The following is a 25,469-nucleotide window of genomic DNA, read 5'->3' as shown; positions in this document are numbered from 1 at the left end:
CCATGATCGCACGGCTGGTGCGGGACCCCAGCACGGTGGCGGCCCAGTCAATCGGGTCCTCATGCGCGTCCACGCCCTGATAATTCGTCAAAACCAGGCGGAGCAGATTATCGACAACAGCAATGGCAAAGATAACGGCCCCAATCGCCATGAATGTCTGCGGAATCCACAGTGGCGTCGCATCCTGCCCTTGCGAAATATCGTTGATCCGGGCCGACAGCAGGGTCGCCTTGACCGCGTACCAAGCCAGAAACAGGGCAGACAGGCTGGCCAGCGTATAGCACCAGATCTCAACCGCCCGGCGATAGCGTCCGGATTTCGACACGAACAGCGCAACGCGGATATGGGCATTATGATTGAAGGTATAGGCCATCGCCAGAAACGACGTTGCCGCCATCGCATAGCCCGCATATTGCGCGCCACCCGGAAAAATCTGCCCGGCCCAGCGGGCAACCATTTGGGCCGTCACAAGGGCCAGAATGGCGATCAGGGCAATCGCCGCTGCCATGCCAGAGGTTTTATAAAGTCCGTCCAGCAGGCTGCGCACGGCTGGCTCCTTCTTCATTGTCTGTGAAATGGCGAAAGGGCCCCCGCATCAGCAGGGGCCAACAGTCAACCTAGTTCGAATAGGCGTCGACGATGGCGTTGCCCGCCTCGCCTGCCTGTTCCAGCCATTCGGCCGTCATGGTCACGCCGATTTCAGCCAGATCATTGGCCAGTTCCTCGCCCGGCTCTGACACGGCCAACCCGTTGTCAGCCAGTGTTGCCAGGAACCCGCCAGCCAGTTCTGCCGCCTTGGCCGACCCGCGCGCCTCAGCCTCGGCGGCATGGGTCATCAGACATTCCTGCGATGCGGCCGGCAGGGCGTTGAACGCATCATTGTTCACAAAGATCGAATTGCGCGGCAGCCACGCCTTGGCATCGTAGAAATTGGTCAGGTCTTCCCAGACCTTTTCATCCACCCCGGTCGAACCGGACGAGATGAATGCCTGCACGACCCCTGTGGCCAGCGCCTGCTTCAGTTCCGCCGCCTCGATCTGGGTCGGAACCATGCCGGCCAACTCCGCGACACGGGCCGTCGCGGCATTGTAGGCCCGGAACTTCAGACCTGCCGCATCAGCCAGGTTGTTGACCTCCTGCGCAAAATACAGACCCTGGGGTGGCCATGGCACAGAATAGAGCAGGGTCATGTTCTGTTCGTTCAGCAGTGCATTCAACGTCGGGCGGGCAGCATCGCGCAGGGCATCGGACGCCTCGAACGATGTGGCAAGGAATGGAACGGAATCATATCCAAACACCGCGTTTTCATTGGCATGGGCCGACAGCAAACGCTCCCCAATCTGGGCTTCGCCCACCTGCACAGCGCGCTTGATCTCGTCACCCTTGAACAGCGAACCACCGGCATGGATGGTGATTTCCAGCTCTCCATTCGTGCACTCACGGACCGCATCCACAAACATCTGGGCGTTTTCCGTGTGATAGTTGTTGGCCGGATAGGCCATCGGCATATCCCAGTTTTCAGCCGATGCAGTACCCGTCAGGGCAAGCGTTGCGACCGACGTCGCCAGCAATGTTCTTAACATCATTGTTCGTCCTCTCCTTTGGTGTGTCATGCCCGGGTTATCTCCGGGTCGTGCGATTGGGGGCATAGGCCCCAAGGTCCGTATTCGGGGGACGCCCGGCAGCCAGCGCGGCCAGCCAACGCCCCGTCTTGGGACCACCCGTCAGGCCGACATGCTGATGGCCATAGCCCAGCAGCACATTCTCTGCCTTAGGCGCGCGTCCGATCACGGGAAGCGAGTCTGCCGTGCTGGGCCTGTGCCCCATCCATTCGTCCACCCGATCATATGTCAGGTCAGGAAACAAGGCTGCCACTTGCCTGCGCAGCAACGCAAACGGCGCGGCAGAAGGCGGCACATCAAGCCCGCCGAATTCCACCACGCCAGCACAGCGCAACCTGCCTTTCATCGTGTTCATGCCGAACTTGCCCGCCGCCACCATGATCGTATCCCGCAAACTGATCGACGGGTTCACGAACTCAATGTGATAGCCGCGTTCCGATTCCAGCGGCACGGTGATCCCCAGCTTGCGCGCCAGCGGACCGGACCACGCGCCCAGCGTCAGCACATATTGACCCGCACGCAGCACACCCTGATCCGTCTCAAGCCCGGAACATCGCTCGTCCGACAGGATGATGTCGGTGACGGTGGCCTGCCGGATCGTGCCGCCCTCAGCGGCGAAACGGGCGGCAAGTGCAGTGATATAAGCACCCGGATCGCTGATCCGACCATGCTGCAACAAACGCACACCAAACCCGAACCGTCCGGCCAGCGCGGGGTCATGGGCGGCCAGCATATCCGCTGTCATCTCCTCGAACCGGACACCATGTTTGCGGCGGATATCCCAGCCATAGCTTTCGGCCTCATAGGCGGCGCGATCAGGATAGCCGTAAATCCAGTCGTCATCGCTCAGATAGGCGGCGGCATCCGTGCCACCCGCCAGCGCGTGATGCTGATCGACCGCATCTTGCAACAGCGTAAACAGCGCGGCAGCGATGTGATCGACATTGCGGGCCTGCGCCAGATACTGGCGCAAGAACGGTAGCAGGCGGGGCAGATAGCGCCATTTCAGAAACAGCGGCTGGTCGGGATCCAACAAAAGCCCCGGCGCCTTGCGCCAAAGGCCCGGCACACTGACCGGCACAATCGACCCCGCCGCAAGAATACCGGCATTGCCATAGGACGTGCCCGCAGCCGGTCCTTCGCGATCCACAAGGGTGACATCAAAGCCGTCGCGCTGCAGCCACAGCGCCGTCGACACGCCGACAATCCCGGCCCCCACAACGATAATTGTCTTATCTGTCAATCAGTTCGTCCCCCGCCGGGAACTAAATGACACGAAGGGATTCGTTACAAGAGATTTGATTTCGCGATCAGGTGCGCAGCCCCTCGGCATCAAAGAAATGCATATGCGGAACGCTGAATTGAAGGCTGACTTGGTTGCCGGGTTTTAGATCTGTATCTCCCATGATGCGCACCGTAATCTGTCCCGCTGCTCCGCAATCGGTCACCACAAATGTATCCGCACCCAGATATTCCAGCACATCCACAATACCATGCAGATGGCCATCACCGTCAGGGATCAGACTGATGTGTTCGGGGCGAATGCCAAGGTGGACCGTACCGGCAGGGACTTCTGTGCCACTGACCTGATCCGCAGGCATCACATTCATCCGGGGCGATCCGATGAATTGGGCCACGAACAGGTTTGCAGGCCGTTCATACAGCTCGCGCGGCGTGCCAACCTGCGCGATCTTGCCCGCATCCAGCACCACGATCCGGTCGGCCAATGTCATGGCCTCCACCTGATCATGGGTGACATAGATCATCGTCGATTTCAGCGCCTGATGCAGCTTGGCAATCTCATAGCGCATCTCGACCCGCAAGGCGGCGTCAAGGTTTGACAGGGGTTCATCAAACAGAAACGCCGTGGGGTCGCGCACAATAGACCGGCCAATGGCCACCCGCTGGCGTTGACCGCCAGACAGGTCCTTGGGGCGCCTGTCCATATAGGCATCAAGTTTCAGGACCCGTGCGGCCTCGTCCACTTTTTCCTTGATTTCGTCCGTAGGTAGCCCTGCCGATTTCAGCGGAAACCCGACATTGTCGCGTACCGACATATGCGGGTAAAGCGCGTAGGATTGAAACACCATGGCAAGCCCGCGCTTACTGGGTGGTTCGGCGGTAGCGTCCCGGTCCCCGATCATGATCTGGCCGCGCGATGTCTCCTCTAGCCCCGCGATCATCCGCAACAAAGTGGATTTCCCGCAGCCCGACGGGCCGACAAAGATGATGAATTCACCCTCATTGACCTCAAGGTCGACGCCCTTGATGACCTGAACAGCGCCAAACCACTTTTCAACAGCTTTCAATGCAATTGACGCCATCAAGCAGCTCCCTTCAAAGCGGTGTCAGGGTGATGCCGCGCCCACGTCAACCAGATGGCCGCGGTCCAACTGAAATCGGCCCCGCCACAGGGTGTCGCGTCGAGCGGATCAAAATATTCATAAAACCCATGCTGCCGGATCAGCGTTTCGGTCTCGCTCCGTAAGCGCTCGGCCAGATCGGTCCGGCCAGAGCCTTTGAAACCAAGGGCCAGCAGCGCGTTGACAACGGGCCATGTCGGACCGCGCCAGTACTTGCGCGGATTGAAACTGACCGATTCTGGATCAGCAGACGGAATCCCGTATGTCACGGCGTTCCAGACACGCATCAACTGGGTATCCAATGCCGGGTTTTCGGCATCTGCCAGATAGGCCAGAAACGCGCCCGACCCCAAAATACCGGCAAAGCGGTCCGTGCGCAGATCCTTAGCGTCATAGGCGCCCAGTTTGTCATTCCAAAGCGCCGGAAGTGCGGCGCGCAATGCGCCCGCCCAGCCCTCGATCTCGCTGACATCGTGGCCAAGGGCGCGGCCTATCGCGGCAAGATCGTCATGTGCGCGCAACAGGATGAACGTGATCCCCGGATCAGCCATCAGAAACGGCCCGTCGGCTACTATACGGTCCTGATCCCAATCAACGGATCGGCCATATTCCACCATAGTAATATAGCGGTCGTAATCCTCCTTGGTGGGTCGCATGTCGGGGTTCACATGGCCCGTGTCGCGGCGCGTATAGGGGCCAACACGGGTGCCATCGACGCCCGCCATTCCGATATCCCAGTCGGGGCAATTGTCGCGCCCACTTTCCCATGGGTGGATAATGGCGACTGGGCCATGGGTGCACCGCACCTCGTGCCACCACCGGTGCCATGCGACGAGTTTTGGATAAAGGACCGCGATCCGGTCCCGCCCGGCCTGCGGGTCCATGTCCCAGATCAGTCGGGCGAGCGTGGCCGCCACGGGCGGTTGCGAGATGCCGGAGGTCGCCGGCGACTGACCGGTCCCCCACACGTCGGGTCCGGGAAAATAGCCCGGGTCGGGTTGGTGAAAGATGATATGCGGAACCATCCCGGTATCCCACTGGCTGGCCATCAGTGTATCCAGTTCGTCCCAGGCGCGGGAATTGTCAAAGGTTGCAAAACCCCAAGCGGCAAAGGCGGAATCCCAGTTCCACTGATAAGGATAAAGCCCATGTGTGGGCAGCGTATAGCCACCCTTATCGTTTCCGCGCAGAATGGCGCGCGCCTGTGCGTCAAGATCAGTCATCAGCCCTTTACCGACCCGGCGGTCAGCCCTTTCGTCATAAAGCGTTCCAAGCCCAGAAACAGCGCCATGATCGGAACGGTCGCAATCACCGAACCGGCCATCAGATGCTGTCGCGGAATTTCAGATGAGTTGAGCGATGCAATGCCCCGCGTCAGCGTAAATTTGCTGGGGTCGTCCAGCAGCATGAACGCCAGCAGAAATTCGTTCCATGCGATCATGAAAACATAGAGTGATACCGACGCCATGGCAGGCAGCGACAGGGGCAAGGTGATCTTCCAGATCACCTGCAAGCGTGACAGACCATCCATCAACCCGGCTTCTTCGACCTCTGCGGGAAGACCGCGGAAGTAACCCTGCAACATATAAAGCGCGACTGGGATCGTGGTGACTGGATAGATCATGATGATCCCCGCTAGCGAATTGCGCAGGCCTGTCATGGAAAAAGCAATGTAGATCGGCAAAGCCAGCACGATCATCGGCACCATGTAAATCAACAGGATAGACCGCGAAAACGCAGCGCGCCCTTGGAATCGCAGCCGTGCGACGGCATAGGCACCGGGAACCGCAAAAAGCAGCGTGATGATCACTGTAAGCACAGAGATCAGGAAAGAGTTTGTTAGGTAAGTGCCGAAATTGAACTGCGTAAACAGCTCTTCATAGGATCGGAACAGGCCCCAGCCTTGGCCTAGATCAATCGAGAAATCGAGCGGGTTCTGTATCAACTCTGCCTGATTTTTCAGACTGGTCAGAACCATCACATAAAAGGGGATCAGCACAATCGCAGTGAAGAAGATATAGCCGACACCAGTCAGGAACTTGATCACCGCCGCCTCGAAAATGTGACGATTGATCGCGCCAATTTTCACATCATCCAGCATGATGCGCAGACCGAGTGCCGCAAATCCCGCGGTGGCAACAGCACCCAGCGCCACCGACAGGGCCGAGACGCCATCACCAATCAGGATTGGCCCGAAGCCCCAGTAGCTGGCAAGTGCAGCGAAAACCGCAGCAAGGGCCGGTCGCCAGATCGGACCAGGCAGAGAGGCAAATCCGATCACCACCCCCCAGACAAGCGATCCGAGGCCAAAGGGACGGAATGCTGATCCGGTGGCAAAGCTCATCGCGACAGCGACAGTTGTCGCGATCACAAACGTCCAGAAGATACCCAGCAATGGTGCGGTGACGTAACCGAAACGCAGCGCCTTCATAGCCCTTCCTCCCGGCTGATGAACCGAAAGAAAAAGGCAGAAAACAGCAGCAAGCAGCCAAAGATCACCACAGCGACGGCGGCACCGGCCCCGATATTCGATACCGCAAAGGCCTGTTCATAGACATTCACTGTCAGTGTGCGCGTGCCGGCGTTCCCGCCGGTAAGTAGGAAGATGTCGTCGAACTTGTTGAACGTCCAGATGAACCGCAGCAAAAACAGAACCGACAATATACCCAGCAGTTGCGGAACGCTCAGCGCCCAGAACTGCTGAAACGGTGACGCGCCATCCATATCGGCGGCCTCATACATGTCGCTGTCGATGGACTGCATGCGGGCCAGAATGAACAGAAACGACAGCGGGAAATAGCGCCATATCTCGAACACCGTGACCATGATCAGCGCCAGCGGGCGTTGACCGAAGAAATTGATGCTTTCTTCGGTTACCCCCATCTGGATCAGCAGCGCATTGGCCGAGCCCGAAAACGGATCGAACAGCAAGATCCACGCGAATGCGACGGCGATGATGGGCGAGACATAGGGAAACAGATACAATCCGCGCAGGATACCTTGACCCTTGAAAGATTTGTTCAGCAGCAGCGCCGCAAACAGACCGAACACTAGTGCGCCGATGGTGCCGAAAACGGTGTAGAACAGCGTGACCCACAGGACCGACCAGAACTCCTGCCCGTCAAAAACACGCCTGAAATTGTCCAGCGTGAAAGTATCGTTGGTTAGCACATTTGATGCCGTGCCGGTCACCGTCGCTTGGCTATCCTGCGGGCGCTGGGCGTTATCCAAATAGGCCTGACCGACGGTCACAGGAATCATCAGATTTTCACGAAATCCACCCTCCCAATCGCCCAGATCACAGCGCAATTGCCGGTCCGCCAACGTGCAGCGCGGGTCCAGGTCAGTTATTGTCAGACCCTCAGGGATCGTATCGGCGAACGTGACGCCAAGGATCGGCTGATCCTGCGATGAGTTACGCAGACGATAGCGGATATTGGCCTCATCCCCCGCGGCTTCGGCATCGCCTCGGATATCTTCGCGCAGCACTACCTCCGGCGGACGCAGATCGGCCAGCGACACGGGCTTCACACTGATCCAGAAGATCGCCAGCAGCGGCAGGATCACGACCAGTGCCACAGCAATGATCGTGGGGGCCAGCAAACCCCAGGCCAGCCGAGCCTCCAATCGGGCCAGTGGACCGGTTGTTTTCGGTGGGATAGCGTCCGACATCGGCCAATACTCCGCAGCGAAAGTTGAACGGGCGGGGCAGCGCTATGTCTGCCTCGCCGCAGCTTGCACTATTCGACGCTTGCGATGGCCGCGTTCAGCTCGGCTACCGTTGCGGATGCATCCCGCACCCCATCGATGTACTCGCGCACAAGGCGGTTGATCACCTGACTGTTGATGACCTTTGATGCGGTCGCCAACTGCCCGTCGGCTACACCCCAGCGCTGGGCCACATCCAGGCCGCCGACGATTTCATCGATCATCGCCTGGTCATACAGCTCACCAAGCGGCGCTTTGCGATCCACGCCCACATCAAGCGTGGCCCATAGTTCAGAAAATTGTGCAGGCGCGTCGGCTGTACCACGACGGACCGGGAATTTGCCTTCAGGCGCGATGGACAGGGTCTGGCCATAGCCTTCGTTCATCGAGTATTCGACAAATTCCATCGCAGCATCGGTGGACGCATCAGATGTGATTCCAAAGTAACGAATGTCGGCCCAGGCCGCACCATCCGGGTTGGACGGTCCCGAAAAGTTCGTCACGATCCCGGTCGCCGCCGCCAGATCGCGGGTTGTGGGGTCGTCGTTGATGGTGGGCGGCGCGCTGTCACGCAAGCCCGCCAATTCGTCCAGAATGAAGGGCGACCAGATGATCATTGCGGCATTGCCGGAAAAGTATAGCGACCGGGACTGATCCCAATACAGATCGCCAGGTGGCGATGCCTCTGCGATGGCCTTGTAGAATTCCAGCACCTCGACGGTTGCCGCCTCATCAAGCTCGATGATCCCGTCAGGGCCAACAGGCGACACACCATTTGCTAGGAATACATGCTCAAGCACCTGACTCATGAAGTTTTCGTCGATCTTGGTCGCCGCGACGAACCCATACATCTCAGGCGGATTGTGCAACGCCTCAACGGCGGCCAGCACATTGGCATAGGATGTGGGCGGCTCCAGCCCGGCCTCTTCGAACTTGTCGGCACGGTAGACAATCATCTGTGTCCAGCCGTCGACAGGAACCGACGCATAACCGTCCGCCGTTGCGGCCATGGCAAGTGCGCCGGACGCAAACGTGTCGGCGCCCAGGTTTTCAACAACATCCGTCGCCGCATCCGTATCCAGAATGCCGGCCTCTGCCCAAGGCAGGGCGTATTGCAGGCTGTGATAAATCACATCAGGCAGATCACCGGCGGCAAACGCCGCGGTTGCCCGCGTGCCCAGATCGTTTTCCGACACCGGAATCACCTCGACGGTATGTCCGGATGCAGCGGCGAAATCGGCCGCCATCTGTTCTTGGCGGGCCAGACGCTCTGGCTGTTCCTCTGTCGTCCAAAAGCGCAGGGTCTCCGCGCTGGCTGCCAGTGATGACAGAACCAGCACTGTGGCCGCCCCGATCATCAACGTGTATTTGCTTTGGATTTTCATGGTCTTCCTCCCTTTGAAGCACGTCACTTGGTGTGGCGGGCAATGGCCTGGGCCAATTGCCGTGAACTTTTCGCTGGCGGACCGGCAGACCCCCGGTTCAGGAACACGGGCCGAACCGTTTCGCGCAAATCTTCCGGGGCCTCGCCCCTAATCCGGCGGATCAGCAGCGTGCTCAGTCGCTTGCCGGATTCGGTGAAATCGACCGCGAACGTACTGAGCTGCGGTGTGGCATAGGCCCCTTCCGGAATGCCGTCATAGGATATCACGGACAGGTCGGTGCCGATGGCCACGCCCAGGTCGGCTGCCGCGCGATATACACCCAGCGCGGCCATATCGACCGCGCAAATGATCGCCGTGGGTGGGGTTTTGGCCATCAGAATGCGGTGCCCGGCATCTTTGCCTGCTTGAATTGTCACTGCCTCGTCGCACATATGCGAGGCATCAAAATACAAACCGGCACCTTCCATCGCCGCCAAAAACCCCTCGTGGCGCAGGCGGCTATAAGTGTACCGCGCGCCGCCGTTGATGAACCCGATGTGGCGGTGCCCCAGACCGGCCAGATGCTCGACCGCATCGCGCATCGCATCTTCACCCAGAACATCAAACCACGCGCACCCGGTCGGATCAGGACTGCGCCCAAACAGGACAAAGGGGACGCCTGCAGCGCGCAAGAACGCGACCCGTTCGTCATCGACCTGCGCCCGCGGCAATATGAAGCCGTCAACCTTGCGGTCGCCGATCATGGTCTGCATGGTTTCAATCGTATGCGCGGGGCTGTCAGAGGCGGCAATTGTCAGCGTCCAGCCTTGCGCGCTTGCACCTTGCGACAAACCGGCAAGAAACTCTGCCAGAAACGGGCGGTGTGAATCATGGTCGGCCAGTTGGATGACAAGGCCAAGCGACTTGGTCAGCCCTGTCTTAATGGCCTGCGCGTGGCTCAGCGGGCGATAACCCATGTTTTCGGCCATCCGGCGAACACGTAATCGGGTGCTGTCAGAGATGTCGGGGTAATCATTCAGGGCGCGCGACACGGTGGACTTGGTCAGGCCAAGCGCGTCCGAAACATCTGAAATTGTGATGCGTTTTCGCGTATGTGTGCCGATAGGCCGCTCGGGCTCGCCGCGCATGATGATGTCTCCCCCGGGAATCAGTCTCAGTTCCGAAACCGGTTTCGGCAAGATATAATTTCCACGGGGTCAAATGGATGACACGTGCGCAGCGGTTATCGCGCCCAAAACAGGAGATCTAAGTGATGATCGCACCGCTACGCAAAAGCGCCGTAGCAGTCGCGCTACCCGGCCCTCGGCGTCAGCGTTTGCACCGCGCCAACATCGGTCGCGGCCAGAAAGCCCAGCAGTTTTTCCTTGTCGATGGGCTTGGCCAGCAGGCGCAAGCCAAGCGCGCCGCAGTCTTGCTGCAACTCCATGCTCCGATCAGCCGAAATGATGGCCGTCGGAACTGGGCCATATGTCTCGCGGATATCATCATAAAGGGACAGCCCATGCGCCCCCGCCCCCAACTGATAATCAAGCAACAGGACGTCCGGGACCAACTGGATTTCACCCAGCAAATCCTTCGCTTCCCGCGCGCTGTGGGCCAGCAGAACCTCTGCACCGTGGTTCTCGATCATCAGCGACAGGGCATGGGCCACTTGCATGTCATTCTCGACCAGAAGAACGATCATACCGTCCAGCGCATTGCTCCAGTCACTTTGCAACTGCGGGCTGGCCTTGGTGGTTGGGCGCATTTCCGGTGCGATACGCGTATTGAGCGAAAAACAACTGCCCTGGCCCACGCTGGACCACAGGCTCAGATCGTGACCCAACCCCTTGGCCGCGCGTTCCACAATCGCAAGGCCCAGACCCAGCCCGTCACTATTCGTATGGCGATCCAGCCGGGCAAACTCCTGAAAAATCGTTTGCCGGTCGCCTTCGGCAATACCGGCGCCTGTATCCCACACCTCGATCCGGGCCGACCCGCCATTGCGGCGCGCCCCAACGATCACGCGGCCAGTGGTCGTGTACTTGACCGCATTGGCGATCAGATTTTGCAAGATGCGCCGCAGATAACCGGGATCACTGATCACGCTCAGGCTGGAATCGATGATCTGCAGGTCCAGCCCCTTGGCCAGTGCCATCGGTGTCAATTCATCGCGCAGCGGTTTCAGCACCGCGGACAGGGGGACCGACTGAATATCAAATACCGCCTTGCCCGCATCCAGGCGCGAGATATCAAGCAGCGCCTCGATAATATGTTCGACTCCCATCAGCGCGGTTTCAGCCTTGCCCAAAACACCCAAGGCCTCCGGGTCGTCCATCCGATCCGCCAAGGAGGACATGAACAGCTTGGCCGCTGACAGGGGCTGCAACAGGTCATGACTGGCGGCTGCGACGAACCGCGACTTGGAGGCATTGGCACGTTCGGCTTCTTCCAACGCCTCGCCCAATTCCTCGGTTCTCTCGATGACACGGCGTTCCAGCGTTTCATTCATCTCGAACAGGGCGCGTGCGGCCTCACGCTCTGCCGTGACATCGGTAAAGCTGATGACGAAACCTCGATCCGGCATTTCCTGCGCAAAAACGCTCAGGATCTGTACGTCCTTGCGCGTGATCTCGAACGCGATGGGCTGCCTGCGTGATCTGCGATGCGCCCATGTCTCAAGCCGGTCATGATCGAAATCGCCATGAAACTTCAGATCATTGCGCAACAGATGCAAAAGGGCGGAAAACTCCAGCCCGTGAATCGTGCTTTGCGGGGGCAGGGCAAGAATGCGATCAAATGTCTTGTTCCAGCCCACCAGCTTCTTGTCATGATCAAAGATACAGACGCCCTGATTCAGATGGTCAAGCGTCGCCTGCAATATCTTGGCCTGCTGATCCAGCATCTTGTCGCGCTGCTGGCGTTCCAGCCGCATGATGTCGGTCACATCCGTCTGCAGGATCACGGTGCCACCCCGGGGGGTGCGGTGTTCACTGATCTGCAGCCAGCGGTTCCAGGTCAGCCTGACATTAAAGACGACATGGTCGCGGTTATGGCGTGAAAGCCGCTTGGCCGCCCAATCCGCGGGTGTCTCATTGTCAGGAATGGCCAGATGTTCACTGCGCGAAACCAGATTGACATAGTCGTCAAAATGCAGCCCCTCGACCAGCCGGTCAGCGACATCCGCGATGTCACGACAAAAACGGCTGTTGAACAGGGCCAGCTTTTCATCAGGATCAAACAGGGCGAAACCTTCGTTGATGGTTTCCAGCGCCTCGGTAATGTTGGACCGGGCGGCCTCGGTCTCGACATTTGCATGCTCAAGCTGGGTGTTGGATTCCTGCAGCAGGTCTAGCGTGCGCTCCAGCTCCTTCGTGCGCTGCCTGACCTGCGTCTCCAAAAGTGCGGCACGCTCGAACTGCTGATAGGCCAGACCTGACTGATCATTCTTCTGTTCCACCCGCCGCATCAGCGACTGCGCGATCACCAGCAGCTTCTGGTTCTGCTTCTCAATCGGATCATTGGGGTTCACGATAGACATCAGTTGGCCGCGTCCTTGCGATAGAATGCAACGCCGGTCATGGTCTGGTTCACGTGAAGCGGGCCAATCTGTTCGCCATAGGTCGAAAAGCCGGTCACATTGTATTCCGACAGAACCTGCGACAACTCCCGCGTCATCTGCGTCTGTTCGGCTTCAATGCGGCGCAGAATGCAATCGCAGCCGATGATATCGGTGAACATCGTCTTTTCCGACAACATCGCCATCTTTGCGCGCAAATGGGCGGCCATGTTCTGCGGCTCTGCCACCGTCAGCACCATGCCTTCATCAATAGCGGAAAAGAACACAAGCTCGCCCGCCTCATTAACCTGTTGGATCGCGCGCACATGATGATCGCCGCCAATACGCACCACAACCGGGTGCGAGGCAAAGGTGAAACGATCCAGCTGATCGGGGTCCTTGCCGACAATGCGGGCATATTCGCGGGCCGCCGGCTCGGCATTGATCGACTTGACGATGCGGCGTTCCGGGTCCGCATCGGTCACAACCATCTGGGTCTCAGTCGGGATCAGATGGTTGAGGCTGAAAACCTCGGTTCGATGACGGCTGCGGATCATGTTCAGAACGGCACCGTTTGTCAGAATCTGACCGTTCAAAGCAACCAGCGTGTTCTGAAATGCGGCCCCGTCCCCGGCAGACGCACCAAAGAGCGGCATATCACGCAAGGCCGGGGATATGCTGGCGGTCACCGTATCCTCGCGCAAGGACAGCCCATCAATCATCAGAAAGGCAAAGCCGGCCTCCATATCGGCACTGCGTTCAAGAAGTGCGACCCGCTCCTGCGCAATTCGGTCCATCTCAAACGCGGCCTGAAACTGATCAAGGTCCCGAATAGCCAAAGAGGTTGAGGCGAAATCGGACTGCGGAAACCCGACCGCGACAATCAGCCCCTCATCATAGCCGTCCTGCCCGATCTCGCCGGCAGTGGTACATGCAACCACATCGGTGTCAGGATAAAGCCGCTCTGCCTCCTGCACGACGGCATCGAAACTGATCTGCGGTGTAACGAAAAGCGCCAGCAGCGACAGGGGTCTGTCACCCAGATCCTCGCGCAACGCCTCAACCGGGTGCGTTGTCGAACACCGCACCTGCGCCCTGCAAAGCAAACTTTCGCGACACGAAAGGTCTGCGGTCATTTGATATCTTCCCCCCGGAAGGAGAGGATAGGATGACTATTTCGAACTTGGCAAGACGTTAAAAAAGCGCGCCTCTTGCGCGACCAGAACCGCTTGGGTCCGTCTTTGCACGCCCAGCTTGCGCATAATGGCGGTCACATGGGCTTTCACAGTGCCCTCGGCGATGGACAGATCATAAGCGATCTGCTTGTTCAGCTTGCCCTCGCAGATCAGTTCCAGAATACGGCCCTGCTGATTGGTCAGCGACGACAGGCGCGACAAGGCCTGCGCCTGATCACTGGTCGCCGCAGGCTCGACAAAGCCCGCAGGCTTGTAGACACCCTTGTTGGCGATCTCGGCCAGCGCTTCCTTGAACACGGCGCGGCCCGAATGCTTGGGCACAAAGCCCGATGCGCCCGCGGCAATGGCGCCATTGATCGTGGCATTATCGGTCACAGATGAGACAATGACGACAGGACATTCCTCGGCACAACGCTTGATACGGATCAGGCCATCAAGGCCACTGACATCCGGTAGATTGAGGTCAAGCAGGATCAGCGCCGGAGCCTTCTTCTCCTCCAGAATACGCAGGCCGTCCTCCATGCAGGGGGCAGTCACGACTTCCTTGAAGTTGTCCAGCGCGCGCAGTGTCAACTCAAGCGCGTCACAAAACAGCGGATGATCATCAATAATCAGCGCCCAACCCTTGGGTGTATCGGGAGAAAGCGGCGTTTGGGTGGTCTGTTCCAGAGTGGCCATAACCCTGTATAACAAGCCTTGGCATTTCAGGCCAATCCGCCAAAGGTCTTAGGCCTTTTATGTCATAAACCAAGTTTTTGGCTACTCCTTCATTTAGGTTATTTCCTTAGTTTAATTGACATCAAATGCAAAATCCTATTACTTAGGGACATGTCTAAGTATGATTCAAACCTCGATCTGTGCTTCTCCGCCCTCGGTGATCCGACGCGTCGGATGATCCTCCAGCGGCTCGCACGGGGTGAGGCGTCAGTCAGTGAACTGGCCGAACCACACGACATGGCGCTGCCTTCGTTCATGGAACACCTGAAGAAGCTCGAAGCCGCCAACCTCATCACATCCAAGAAGGAAGGCCGCACGCGTATCTGCCAGCTCGCACCCGATGCATTTTCGCCCGCAAGGGACTGGCTGAGCGAGCAGAGCGCGATCTGGGAAGGGCGGCTCGACCGCTTTGACGATTACATCAAAAACCTCATGCAGGAGCGGAACAAATGAAACTCGACCCCAAAACCGACCTGACCTTCACCCGCACGATAAATGCACCCCGCGCCCTTCTTTGGGAGTGCTGGATCACGCCCGAGCATATCAAGCACTTCTTCGTGCCCAAACCCCACGGAATCGACGCCTGCGAGATCGACCTGCGGGTCGGCGGCAAGTTCAACACCACGATGAATGTCGAAGGCAACAAGATGGAAAACGAAGGTGTGTATCTCGAAATCGTGGACGGTGAACGCCTGGTCTTTACTGACACCTATAGCGAAGGCTGGAAACCCGCCACCGATCCCTTCATGACCGCAATCATCGAATTCGCTGACGATGGGAAGGGTGGGACAACCTACTCCGCAACAGCGCGTCATCGATCACCCGAAGCCCGCCAGACCCACGAAGATATGGGATTCTATGATGGGTGGGGCACGGTCGCCACGCAGCTTGAAGCCTACGCGAACAGCTTGCCTTAGATGCAACAAAAACGACAGGCTTGGACATGGCACAGCTGATCTCAGAATTGATAATTTCAATTGATGGATATGCTAGGGGAAGGCAATCGCCCGCATATATGGCTATGGCGGCCCCGCATTCCTGGGGTGGCTGGCAGAGAAATCTGCACAACCTCATAGACAGGCCCTGGGTCGAAAGACCTACGACATGTTGAATGCGCTGCCGGAACAACACCGCGACGACGCGTATCGGCGTATGGCGGCGACACCGGGTTGGATCTTTTCAGGCAGCATGTCGGATGTGGATTAGCCGGGTCTCACGGTCATCGCAGAGGATGCCGCGACATTTTGCGCCTGGCCAAGCAGACATCCGATGAAGAAATCAGGATCATCGGCAGTCTTTCCTTGGTGCGTGATCTCGTCAGGTCGGGGGACCTTCCCTGTTCTGATTGGCCGCCGTTTTCTCCACGGCCGCATATATGTTTGCCCAGCTATCACGACATTGGGGCAGATAATTCTCTTCGTACCATTCGGACGACCGCGCCTGCATATTTTGCAACGCGGCCGGGTCACGGCAAAGGTTGCGGGCGATTTTGGACAGCTGCCGTAGCCCAGAAGTCTTCACCAGATCACTCGGGATCAATGTGTGCAGCCCGTAACTCAATTCGGTTACGACCGGTGTTCCGGCAGCGACAGCGCCGATGATCCGCGGGATTTCAAGGTGGTTTGACCTGTAAGCGTGGATATTGATGCAGCATCGCGATTGTGCGGCGATATCCTCGTAAACGACGCCAGAATGCGGTGAGATGGTCAAACCTGAGCCCTCCAATTCCGCGATAACCTGTTGTCGGCGTGGGGTCATGGCACCGACAAAGCAGATATCATAAGGCCGGTCGGCAAGCGGAACGGCGCGGTCGATCAGTGCGGGATCGACACCAATGTCGAACCCCATAACCGGTATGTCCAATTGCCGCTGAAGCCGCCGGGTTTGCGGCGCAAAATAATCCAGCAACAGGTCGAAACCGGATTGTTTTTCGGCCAGCATGCGGCGCTTGCGGCGGATCGCGCTCCAGCCAACCTTGCTCAGTTGCAGCGGGTTTCCCATGACCGACACAATCGAAAAGTTCAGATAGACGTAAAAACATCCCGGTCGTCGCCGATGCGGTTGGAAACCTTCTCCGATCACAAAGATGACGGCGTTGTCGGGATGTGCCGCGTTGTCGATCTCATCGCAAATGATCAATCCGGTATCGGGACCAAAATGCCTGGATAACTCCGCGTGAATAAAGCGGGCCACATGGCTGATGTGATCAAAACTCACCTTCTGGATGATCAAGGCGGCGGATGTCATGAATTCTCCCAACCCTTATATATTGCAAGTCTGACAGGTGTGATCACGCCGGACTACGCAAAATCATGCCCTTTTCAACAATGCTTCAGGGGGTGGCTTGCCCCCCGCTTCTTGATTGAAAACCAAGCCCTTTTGTCAGGCATATTGCACACAAACTGCTGAAATAACCGGCTGCATCCGATGGGGTGTCCAAAACCTGCCGGTTCACCGGCAATGATTGGCCGACCGGGTGCGGACTACCGTGTGCTTGTGAAAACGCCCCCGTATTCTGAACCCACTCTGTTGATTGTGATTTTCCGTGTGCGACTTCTGTTCCCCTGAACATCCACTCTCGCTGTACGAAAGCCCCTGATGCCGCAAGAAACTGAAGCCGAAATGCCGGTCGTCTTTGATCCGCTGGTTGTCATCCCCTGCCTGAACGAGGCCGACCATATCGGTCGTATCCTGCGTCAACTGGCGCCAGCCATGCAGCGCCTTGGTGGGCGCATCGTGGTTGTCGATGGTGGCAGCACCGACGGCACCTTGGATATCGTGAACGACTTCGCGGTGAATGATGATCGCATTTCCCTGCTGCACAATTCCGACCGCATTCAAAGCGCGGGGATCAACCTTGCCGTGGCGCAGGATCATGGGCAGGCCACGAATCTGATCCGGATCGATGCCCATTGCGCTTATCCGGATGATTATTGTGACGTGCTGATGCAGCAGGCCGGATCGGTCTATGCCGACAGTATCGTCGTCAGCATGATTGCCGAAGGACAGGCATCGCTGCAGCGGATCAATGCCGCAACACAGAATGCGCATCTGGGCAATGGCGGGTCAGCCCATCGCACCCTGCCGAGCGGGAAATATGTGGATCATGGACATCACGCACTGATCAGGATGGCGGCCTTTCGGTCGGTCGGCGGATACGATCCCGGGTTTGCCCATAATGAGGATGCCGAATTTGACTATCGGTTGCGGCAGGCCGGGCATCGGATTTGGCTGACCCCTGCAACGGTTGTCACCTATTTTCCGCGCCCCACCTTGCCAGCACTGGCCCGCCAGTACTTCAACTATGGGGCGGGACGCGCGCGCAACCTGCTCAAGCACCGTGTTCTGCCCAAAATCAGACAGGCCAAGGTGATGATAGTACTGCCTGCCGTGGTGTTGGCGCTACTCGCTCCCCTGCATCTGCTTTTTGCACTGCCTGCCTTGCTTTGGTGCATCTATTGCCTGTGGACCGGCGTTCGCATGGCTATTCGTGACCGCGACCCGGCACTGGCGCTTTGCGGGGTCGCTGCCATGATCATGCATTTTTCGTGGTCACTGGGATTCTGGCAAAATGTCCTGCGCAGTGCGACGCGCTCCCTTGGAAAGGTGACGCCGTGAACCAACCGCTTGAGATATGCGTCTGCACCTATCGCCGCGCACAAGTCGTCCACACACTGGCATCCCTGCAGGCTTTGCGACAGCCGGACGGATACGCGGTATCGGTATTGGTCATCGACAATGACGACGTGCCCAGTGCACGCCGGGCGGTCGAACAGATGGCCGAAACTGTCGATCTGCCGATCCGCTATGTGCATTGCCCGCAGGGTAATATCTCCATTGCGCGCAACGGGGCGCTTGCCCATTCGGATGCGCGGTTTCTGGCGTTTATCGATGATGATGAGGTGGCATCGCCTGACTGGCTGATACATCTGGTCGGGCAGATGGAAGAGGACGGGGCGGATGTCGTTCTTGGCCCGGTCGAGGCATCTTATCCAGACGGGGCACCGGCATGGATGCGACGCACGCGGATTCATGCGACAATGCCGGTCTGGGTCGATGACAGGATCATCACTGGATACACCTGTAACGTACTGATCGACCGCAACAGCGCTGCCTTGCAGGGCCGCAGTTTTGATCTGTCGCTGGGGCAGACAGGCGGTGAAGACACCGCCTTTTTCGCCAAGATCGTGACTGATGGGGGCGTGATTTCCTTCGCGCCCGATGCGCTGGTCACCGAGGCGATCCCCAGCGACCGGGTCAGCTTTGGCTGGCTGTTGCGGCGTCGTTTTCGGATGGGGCAGACCCATGGTCAACTGGTCGCCAAGGATGGGCCCTCAGTCCGGCTTTGGGCGATTACCATGTGCAAGGTCGCCTATTGCGCGGGCGCGGCATTGCTTCAGGCGCCATTCACAGACCGCCGCAACATGGCGATTTTGCGGGGCACCTTGCATGTCGGTGCGCTCAACGGTCTTGCTGGTGGTCGGACATTGCGCCTCTACGGTCCCAATTTTCCACGCAAACAAAGGGAATGACCAAAATGGGTCCCAAGCGATGAAAAATATTGGCCTGCGCATTCACGACGCCGATTTTGAGGCGGGGCGACGCGCGACCGCTGAGGCGGCAACGCTTGGCGACCTGATCGCAGCTTTTCGGCGGCAATACATCCTGGTGCTGGTGTTTGCGGCGCTTGGTCTGCTGTTTGGCCTGGCGCATCACATAACGACGCCCAAGCAATACTATACTTCGGCCACGATCCTCGTGGATGAACGGCGCAGCGAACTGGACGAACAGATCATCGCCAGCATCCCTTTCGCCCGCAATGACACATCGCTGTTGAACGAGATGCAGGTTCTCAAATCGCTTCAGCTGGCATCCGACGTCGTGGATCGCATTGATCTGCATGAGAATGAGATTTTCCTTTACCCACCGTCCTCGCTGGCGCGTTCGGTACTGTCGGATGCCAAATCAATGGCTGCAGGTATGCTTGGCGCCGAAGAAGACGCAGCCGCGCCAACGGCGGCAGATCCTGACGCGCAACTGCAAAGACGCAAGCTGCAGACCGCGGCGCGATTGCAGCGCGACATCCGAGTGGAGCGTATCGGGCTGAGTTTTTCAATCGAGATCAGCTATATCGGCCATGATCCCGACCTCGCTGCAATGATCGTGAATAGCTATGCCGATGCCTATCTCGACGACCGGATGAACGCCAATGCAGACGCGACGGAACGAACAGCGGCCTGGATGCGTAGTAGGCTGGACGCACTTGAACAGGATGCAGCCAATGTGCTGGCAGAGGCGGCAGCCCTGCGCCAAAGCGATCCAACCCAGATCACCCGGCTGCGCGAGCTTGCGCAGCGGGCCGCCACGCTGGATGAATTGCATCAGACAATTTCGGCCCGCTATGAACAGATTTCGGTGCAGGGAAGCTTCCCCGTCAGCAACGGCCGCGTGCTGACCCGATCCATGGTGCCAAGGGAACCGGCACTGCCAAAGATGTGGCGAACGGTGTCGGTGACCATCATGCTGGGCATAATGTTTGGCTTTCTGCTCGCCGTATTGCGCGAAGCCCGGGAACGCTTCTTCAGGGTCAGCACGGACGTTCATGATCACACGGGCCTCCCGTTTCTGGGCCACTTGCCCAGGATCAACGACGCAGAGATGACAGGCCGGGCGGCACCCTCTGCGCAGGCAAAACCGGCTGAACCGGTTGCCAAGGGCAAACCACCATTCGCGTTGCCGCCACACATGGCGTTTTCCGTCGCGCGTCCGAACACCATGTTCAGCCAAACGATCCGCAATATCCATGCATCCATCGCCTTTGGCGCGCCGGAGGGTGGCAAGATCGTCGCCGTCACATCAATGCTGCCTGAAGAAGGCAAAACCACGCTTGCCGTCAACTATGCAAATCTGGTCGCGCAATCGGGGGCGCGGTGCCTGCTCATCGACATGGACTTGCAAGGTGCGGGTTTCGATTGGGCACCAGCCGGGCCCGGGATTATTGACGTCCTTTCTGGTGACATCCCCCTGTCAGAGTCCATCCACCGGCTGGACGATACCGGATTACACATCCTTCCGTCAGGTTCAGCGGCGGATCAGCCACGGTCAGGCGAAATCGGTATTCAGCGAAAGCTGAAGGCGCTGATGCCTGAGTTGCGCAAACATTATGATCATATTGTGCTGGATATGCCGCCACTCAGCAGTGGGCCGGACGCCAAGGCAATGATCGGCTTGCTGGACAAGATCGTTCTGGTTTGCGAATGGGGTGCGACGCCGCGGTCGCTTGTGACGCGATATCTCGCTCATGAGCCAGAGGTTTTCCAGAAGGTGGCGGGCATCGCGCTGAACAAGGTCGATGTCCGGAAACTCGGGAGATACGCTCGCCCGGGTTGGCCGGAAAGCTACCTAAAGCTGACCCCGCGCATGGTCTGAGCACCCGCAACAGTGGCGCCATGCCGCAAATTCCCGTATGCTCAGACCAGCATTGCGTACGGAGGACGTATTTTGCGGTTATTGGTATTTGTTGTGTTTGCTGCCGTGGCGGCCATCGCAATAGCAATCCATTCATATTTCGCGGGTGTGGGCGTCGCAGGCATCGCATTGCGTGTTTTCGCGGTTCTGGTTGTGCTGCAGATTGTCTATTTCCTGCTTTTGGTCGTAACGAGCCTGTTTTCACCGTCTAAACACCAATCCACCGGGAAAGGCGACTTGGCAGGTACGCTTCCCGAAAGGGCCAAACGTAAAACTAACCCATCCGCGCGCTAACAAACGACAAGACCGCAGGATCCCGTTTTCCCAATAGCCTGATCAGCGCACCCCTAAGGGCCAGCCTGACAACTTCTGATCTTGACAGGGATGAGCCGACACGCAGCTGTGTATGGGATTTCACCAAACCGGTTGCACGCTGCTGTGCAGAATAACGAAAATCCGGATGCGACAGGAAACGATTGCGATCGGCCCGTCCGGCCAAAGCCCACGCCTTGCGCTGAAGGATGCCAACGGACCGTTTCAGCGCCAGTTCCCGCCTGAAATACCCCGCCCTGTCGCCAAAATCGCGGGTCGTGCCCTCGCCATTTTCGGCCCAAACGGCGAGCGGTTCCATCGCGACATAGATCGGCTCATCAATGGCGAAGGTCCGCATATATTCCTGCAAGGTGGCACTGCAGTCGAAGTGGATTTCAAGATCAGTCACGGCATCGCGCGACCAGAACAATCCACCATTCGAAACGCCGATATCCGCCATCAGGCACAGGCGAAAAACATCCGGTTGGTAAAGCCCGCCCACCAGCTTGTCATTCAGAATGCCGGTCTCGGACAAAGACGCATCGTTGGTTCCGCTCGCAAATTCAACCAACTGATTTCGAAAGACAATGTTGACCTTGTGCCGCTCGCAGGCGGCGATGTTGCAACTGATGAAATCAGGCAAAACGTAATTGTCGTCCTCAAGCACGAAAAAGTAATCCGCATCGTGCGGATTGTCCCGACGAAAGCATTGGTCGATATTTTTTGATGCAAACCGCTGCGGCTGATTGTGATGATAACGGATGCGCGGGTCATCCATCGCGGCGATGACGGCCCGACCGGATGCTGCCGGGCAATCATCATATACATCGCAGACCCATCGGGCGGCCGTCTGCGCCTGCAGGCTTTCCAGACAACGCCGCAGCGCCGTGGGCCGTTGATAGGTCGGTGTCCTGACATGAACGAGAGGTCGGGCTTCGGCCATCATGATACCTTCTGCCCCAATAATCTGGCCCAGTCCTGCGGTGACCACCGGCTCGGATCACCGAAAATGGCACCGGGCTGGTCAGACGCATCGCTTTTGCGCCATGCACGCGAAAGGGCAACCCGCCCCAGCTTTTGCAGCAACCCGGGCCTGCGAATGACGTCGTGTACCGCACGGGAAAATCGTCGATTCTTGATGTGTTGCACAAGGGTTTCGAACGCCAGTAGCGCCTGAAGGGCCACCCGCCGCGCGGCGAACGCCGCCTTCAGATCATCCGGCAAATCAGGATAATGGGCCAGCAAGTCATCCTGCGCCGCAATCATCGCGCGCACATCGTCCGGATGCAGCCGGTGGGACAGCGAATGCGCATGCCTGCGATAAAGGTAGTAGGACTGTGGCAGCAAATGCATGCGCCCTCCGTTCAACAAAAAGCGCATATAGAAGTCGTGATCTTCACCAATACGAATATCGTCGCGATAGCGTAGCCCCTTGAGCGCGTCCCGCCGGATCATCGGTTTGAGATATCCCAGTTGCGGTGCGTCTGGTGCCGCTGAAACAAAGCTTGTCGCCGTCAGCCGTTGCGGCGTTTTGGGGCGGTCTGTCCCAAGCAATGTGCCCTTCGGACAAACGCCACCCTCGGTCAGATAAGTCAGATCATCGCAGACGGCATCAGTTTGTAGGTTTTCGGCTTCGTCCAGCATCAGCGCGAACCGCTCCGGGTGGATAATGTCGTCGCTGTCCACAATCGCGACCCATTCACCGGTTGCCATTTCCAACGCGCGATTGCGGGCAGCGGCGGGACCGGCATTGGTGAAAGCTTCGATAATTCTCAACCGCGGATCGCCTGATGCGGCCTGGCGGGCCACCGACAGGCTCGCATCGCGCGAGGCATCGTCGGCCAGCAGGATTTCGATCTCCGAAACGCTCTGCCCCCTCACGGAATTCAGCGCCGCGCCGATGTAATCGGCGGCATTGTAGTTTGCCATAATGACCGAAACGCGCGGACGTGCCAAAGTAGCCCCTTTTTCGAGTATTTTTGCAACTGCAGCATAGCATTTTCAGGGCGAAATCTCATGCTATCGATGGCAGTCAAACGTGTTTCGGCGGCGATGCGCCGACACGGCCGCGGCTACTTTGTGTTTAGGGCTAAATATATGATAAGAAATATATAAAACAGGCCAGAGGGTGATGACCCAATGACGTTTTCGAGCCCGAATATCCACCAACTGAAAAAGACGCTGCGCGACATCATCGTTGGCGTCGCTTGTCTGACGCCAATGCCTCTTGTCGCGCAGGATCTGCCCGCCGGATCCAGCTTTTTCGACGATTTTGATACACTGAATGAAGAGATCTGGGGTGTCTCGAGTGGCTGGGTCAATGGGGATTGGCAGAACTGTATGTGGTCTGCCGGTAATGTCGCGATCCGCCGCGGCGTTCTGACCCTGGGTTTCACGAAACAAGCTAATGCAAAGCGTGATTATACCTGTGGGGAAATCCAATCGCGGCATGTCTACGGGCACGGCACCTATGAGGCACGATTTCGCACCAGCACCGGCTCTGGTCTGAATGCAGCCTTCTTTACCTATATTGGTCCGCATCACGGCCAACCGCATGATGAGATTGATTTTGAGGTCCTGACCCGCGACACCACAGCGGTCAGCCTGAACACCTATGTGAATGGCGAACCCAAAAACGGCAAACGGGTGCCGCTGCCGCAACCCGCTGATGACGGTTTTATCACCTACTCCTTTGTCTGGGATGCGGCCGGCATTCGTTGGTATGTGAACGGAAAGATGCTGCATCAGACCCCGGCAGGTGCAGAACTGCCGGTCAACGATCAGAAAATATATGCGAGCTTCTGGGGCAGCGACAGTTTTCCCAACTGGATGGGCCGGTTTGTTGAGCCGGACGACGATCTGCTGATGGAAGTTGACTGGATAGCCTATACCGCCCTGGGTGAACCATGCCAGTTCCCGGCATCGGTCGTCTGCCAGAATGAGTAGTGTCAGCCTCCATCCACCCCGACCCCAGCTTGATGTGATCACCATCAAACCCGACGTGATCCTCGCCGTTGTAGCACTCGGTGGGTTGCTGTTCGTCCCGGTCCTACGCTCGGCCGGGGCGCTGATCTTTCTGGCCTGCGGATCTGCGCTGGTGGCGCGGCGTCTGCAATTTCATATCCAGTTGAGCCTGAAATACTGCTACATCCTCGCCCTGCCGATCTTTTGCCTGTTATCGTCGGTCTGGTCGGAATATCCCGCATTGACGTTCCGGTTCAGCCTTCAATTGATGGCAACGGTTGGAATAGCGATATCAATCGCATCGGCGGTCTCGGCACGGGTGTTCTGCCAGACACTATTTGGCCTTTACTCACTGGCGATGCTGGCCAGCCTATTATTTGGGGATGTCCGCAATGATACCGGCGCGTGGCTGGGTATTTACGGCAGCAAAAATGCACTTGCGGGGGCTGCGGCAACCTATGTCATCATCTGTGCCGCGCAGGTTCTGGATGGATCGGCATCCTCGCGATATCGGCTGCTGGCAGGCGTGGGGTTGATGGGTGGTTTAGTCCTTTTGCTTTTGGCCCAGTCGTTAAGCGCGCTGCTGATCGTGCCGCCATCCTTGCTGATCCTTTTCCTTCTTCTGGTGCTCTATCGTTTGTCGCCTCTCCAGCAGGTCACGGTGATGATCTTCGCGGCTTTGGCATCTATCTTCGTGATGTTGCTTGTCGTGATTTTTTCCGACGCCCTGTTTGCGATGATGCTGGAAACAACCGGCAAGGATGTCACCTTGACGGGTCGGACCGAACTCTGGCGGATTGCCGTTGATCTGATCGCCGAACGACCGTTTTTCGGCAGGGGCTATCAAGCCTTTTGGGTCAAGGGGCACGGCGCTGCTGAGGTGCTATGGCACACGTTCGGCATTGAAAGCCGCAGCGGGTTCAACTTTCACAATACATATTTGTCGAATGCCGTGGAAATCGGCCTGGCCGGTGTGGCACTGCAGATCATCATCCTTTACGGCGCCGCGATTGCCGCTTTCATATGGGCGTTGCGGACAAGATCGGCAGAGGCATCATTGCTCTTCGTTCTGGTCATGATGGTCGTCATGGTCAGCTTCGTCGAAGTACCGATTTTCTTTCAGTTTTCTCTCCGCAGCGTGATCGTCATCTGCGTCTTTGTCTTTGCTTTGCGCGGGCTCTCGAACGCACGCTAGG

Annotated in this window: 21 protein-coding genes and 1 pseudogene; 7 read left to right on the top strand and 15 right to left on the bottom strand. The window is 58.0% G+C overall.

Annotation, left to right across the window (positions count from 1 at the left end):
• Window positions 1-103 precede the first annotated feature (103 nt).
• The 12 genes and pseudogenes from ACFWW2_RS09995 to ACFWW2_RS09940 all read right to left on the bottom strand — a co-directional run.
• Window positions 104-508, bottom strand: a pseudogene (locus ACFWW2_RS09995) (TRAP transporter small permease subunit); the annotation flags it as partial.
• 109 nt (window positions 509-617) lie between these two features.
• Complete coding sequence (locus ACFWW2_RS09990; protein ID WP_393927880.1) at window positions 618-1,586, bottom strand: TRAP transporter substrate-binding protein; 969 nt, start codon at window positions 1,584-1,586, stop codon at window positions 618-620.
• 34 nt (window positions 1,587-1,620) lie between these two features.
• Window positions 1,621-2,865: an NAD(P)/FAD-dependent oxidoreductase gene (locus tag ACFWW2_RS09985; RefSeq protein WP_393927879.1), complete on the bottom strand. Its 1,245-nt coding sequence runs from the start codon at window positions 2,863-2,865 to the stop codon at window positions 1,621-1,623.
• A 67-nt stretch (window positions 2,866-2,932) separates the two neighbouring features.
• Window positions 2,933-3,946: an ABC transporter ATP-binding protein gene (locus ACFWW2_RS09980; protein WP_393927878.1), complete on the bottom strand. Its 1,014-nt coding sequence runs from the start codon at window positions 3,944-3,946 to the stop codon at window positions 2,933-2,935.
• Entirely contained in the window at window positions 3,946-5,208 is a 1,263-nt protein-coding gene (locus ACFWW2_RS09975) for an MGH1-like glycoside hydrolase domain-containing protein (protein WP_393927877.1), read from the bottom strand. Before ACFWW2_RS09975 ends, ACFWW2_RS09980 begins: the two co-directional genes overlap by 1 nt.
• Complete coding sequence (locus ACFWW2_RS09970; RefSeq protein WP_393927876.1) at window positions 5,208-6,416, bottom strand: carbohydrate ABC transporter permease; 1,209 nt, start codon at window positions 6,414-6,416, stop codon at window positions 5,208-5,210. Before ACFWW2_RS09970 ends, ACFWW2_RS09975 begins: the two co-directional genes overlap by 1 nt.
• Window positions 6,413-7,657, bottom strand: coding sequence for a carbohydrate ABC transporter permease (locus ACFWW2_RS09965; protein ID WP_393927875.1), 1,245 nt, complete (start codon window positions 7,655-7,657; stop codon window positions 6,413-6,415). Before ACFWW2_RS09965 ends, ACFWW2_RS09970 begins: the two co-directional genes overlap by 4 nt.
• 68 nt (window positions 7,658-7,725) lie before the next feature.
• The gene (locus ACFWW2_RS09960; protein ID WP_393927874.1) at window positions 7,726-9,078 is read right to left on the bottom strand and encodes an ABC transporter substrate-binding protein; all 1,353 of its coding nucleotides are present in this window, start codon (window positions 9,076-9,078) and stop codon (window positions 7,726-7,728) included.
• 23 nt (window positions 9,079-9,101) lie between these two features.
• A complete protein-coding gene (locus ACFWW2_RS09955) occupies window positions 9,102-10,205 on the bottom strand; it encodes a LacI family DNA-binding transcriptional regulator (protein WP_393927873.1) in 1,104 nt (367 codons plus the stop codon).
• Window positions 10,206-10,369: 164 nt separating this feature from the next.
• Complete coding sequence (locus tag ACFWW2_RS09950) at window positions 10,370-12,598, bottom strand: PAS-domain containing protein (protein ID WP_393927872.1); 2,229 nt, start codon at window positions 12,596-12,598, stop codon at window positions 10,370-10,372.
• Entirely contained in the window at window positions 12,598-13,752 is a 1,155-nt protein-coding gene (locus ACFWW2_RS09945) for an FIST N-terminal domain-containing protein (protein ID WP_393927871.1), read from the bottom strand. Before ACFWW2_RS09945 ends, ACFWW2_RS09950 begins: the two co-directional genes overlap by 1 nt.
• A 36-nt stretch (window positions 13,753-13,788) precedes the next feature.
• On the bottom strand, window positions 13,789-14,490 hold the full coding sequence (locus ACFWW2_RS09940) for a response regulator (RefSeq protein WP_393927870.1): 702 nt from the start codon (window positions 14,488-14,490) through the stop codon (window positions 13,789-13,791).
• 150 nt (window positions 14,491-14,640) lie between these two features.
• On the opposite strand from ACFWW2_RS09940, the gene ACFWW2_RS09935 reads away from it, so the two are divergent.
• A complete protein-coding gene (locus ACFWW2_RS09935) occupies window positions 14,641-14,982 on the top strand; it encodes an ArsR/SmtB family transcription factor (RefSeq protein WP_393927869.1) in 342 nt (113 codons plus the stop codon).
• Window positions 14,979-15,446, top strand: a complete 468-nt coding sequence (locus ACFWW2_RS09930) for an SRPBCC family protein (protein ID WP_393927868.1) — start codon at window positions 14,979-14,981, stop codon at window positions 15,444-15,446. Before ACFWW2_RS09935 ends, ACFWW2_RS09930 begins: the two co-directional genes overlap by 4 nt.
• A gap of 400 nt (window positions 15,447-15,846) precedes the next feature.
• Here ACFWW2_RS09930 and ACFWW2_RS09925 read toward each other — a convergent pair whose 3' ends face one another.
• Window positions 15,847-16,776, bottom strand: coding sequence for a hypothetical protein (locus ACFWW2_RS09925; RefSeq protein ID WP_393927867.1), 930 nt, complete (start codon window positions 16,774-16,776; stop codon window positions 15,847-15,849).
• A 351-nt stretch (window positions 16,777-17,127) separates the two neighbouring features.
• Between ACFWW2_RS09925 and ACFWW2_RS09920 the strand changes: the two genes are divergently transcribed.
• The 3 genes from ACFWW2_RS09920 to ACFWW2_RS09910 are packed head-to-tail and all read left to right on the top strand — an operon-like array spanning window position 17,128 to window position 20,958.
• Window positions 17,128-18,147: a glycosyltransferase family 2 protein gene (locus ACFWW2_RS09920; RefSeq protein ID WP_393927866.1), complete on the top strand. Its 1,020-nt coding sequence runs from the start codon at window positions 17,128-17,130 to the stop codon at window positions 18,145-18,147.
• Complete coding sequence (locus ACFWW2_RS09915) at window positions 18,144-19,061, top strand: glycosyltransferase family 2 protein (RefSeq protein ID WP_393927865.1); 918 nt, start codon at window positions 18,144-18,146, stop codon at window positions 19,059-19,061. Before ACFWW2_RS09920 ends, ACFWW2_RS09915 begins: the two co-directional genes overlap by 4 nt.
• A gap of 19 nt (window positions 19,062-19,080) precedes the next feature.
• On the top strand, window positions 19,081-20,958 hold the full coding sequence (locus tag ACFWW2_RS09910) for an AAA family ATPase (protein WP_393927864.1): 1,878 nt from the start codon (window positions 19,081-19,083) through the stop codon (window positions 20,956-20,958).
• Window positions 20,959-21,271: 313 nt separating this feature from the next.
• Here the strand turns inward: ACFWW2_RS09910 and ACFWW2_RS09905 are convergent, their stop codons facing one another.
• Together ACFWW2_RS09905 and ACFWW2_RS09900 are read right to left on the bottom strand one after the other, a co-directional pair.
• A complete protein-coding gene (locus tag ACFWW2_RS09905) occupies window positions 21,272-22,252 on the bottom strand; it encodes a glycosyltransferase family 2 protein (protein WP_393927863.1) in 981 nt (326 codons plus the stop codon).
• On the bottom strand, window positions 22,252-23,265 hold the full coding sequence (locus tag ACFWW2_RS09900; protein WP_393927862.1) for a glycosyltransferase family 2 protein: 1,014 nt from the start codon (window positions 23,263-23,265) through the stop codon (window positions 22,252-22,254). Before ACFWW2_RS09900 ends, ACFWW2_RS09905 begins: the two co-directional genes overlap by 1 nt.
• Before the next feature lie 183 nt (window positions 23,266-23,448).
• Between ACFWW2_RS09900 and ACFWW2_RS09895 the strand changes: the two genes are divergently transcribed.
• Together ACFWW2_RS09895 and ACFWW2_RS09890 are read left to right on the top strand one after the other, a co-directional pair.
• Window positions 23,449-24,255 carry a family 16 glycosylhydrolase gene (locus ACFWW2_RS09895; protein WP_393927861.1) on the top strand — a complete coding sequence of 269 codons (807 nt, stop codon included), beginning with the start codon at window positions 23,449-23,451 and terminating at the stop codon, window positions 24,253-24,255.
• On the top strand, window positions 24,248-25,468 hold the full coding sequence (locus ACFWW2_RS09890) for an O-antigen ligase family protein (protein WP_393927860.1): 1,221 nt from the start codon (window positions 24,248-24,250) through the stop codon (window positions 25,466-25,468). The genes ACFWW2_RS09895 and ACFWW2_RS09890 overlap by 8 nt, the downstream gene beginning before the upstream one ends.
• Window position 25,469: the final 1 nt, after the last annotated feature.

This window comes from Yoonia sp. R2-816, from assembly GCF_046762905.1.
Taxonomy (GTDB): Bacteria; Pseudomonadota; Alphaproteobacteria; order Rhodobacterales; family Rhodobacteraceae; genus Yoonia.
The sequence above is the reverse complement of the archived record's forward strand: the minus strand, read 5'-3'. Positions and strand labels throughout refer to the sequence as shown.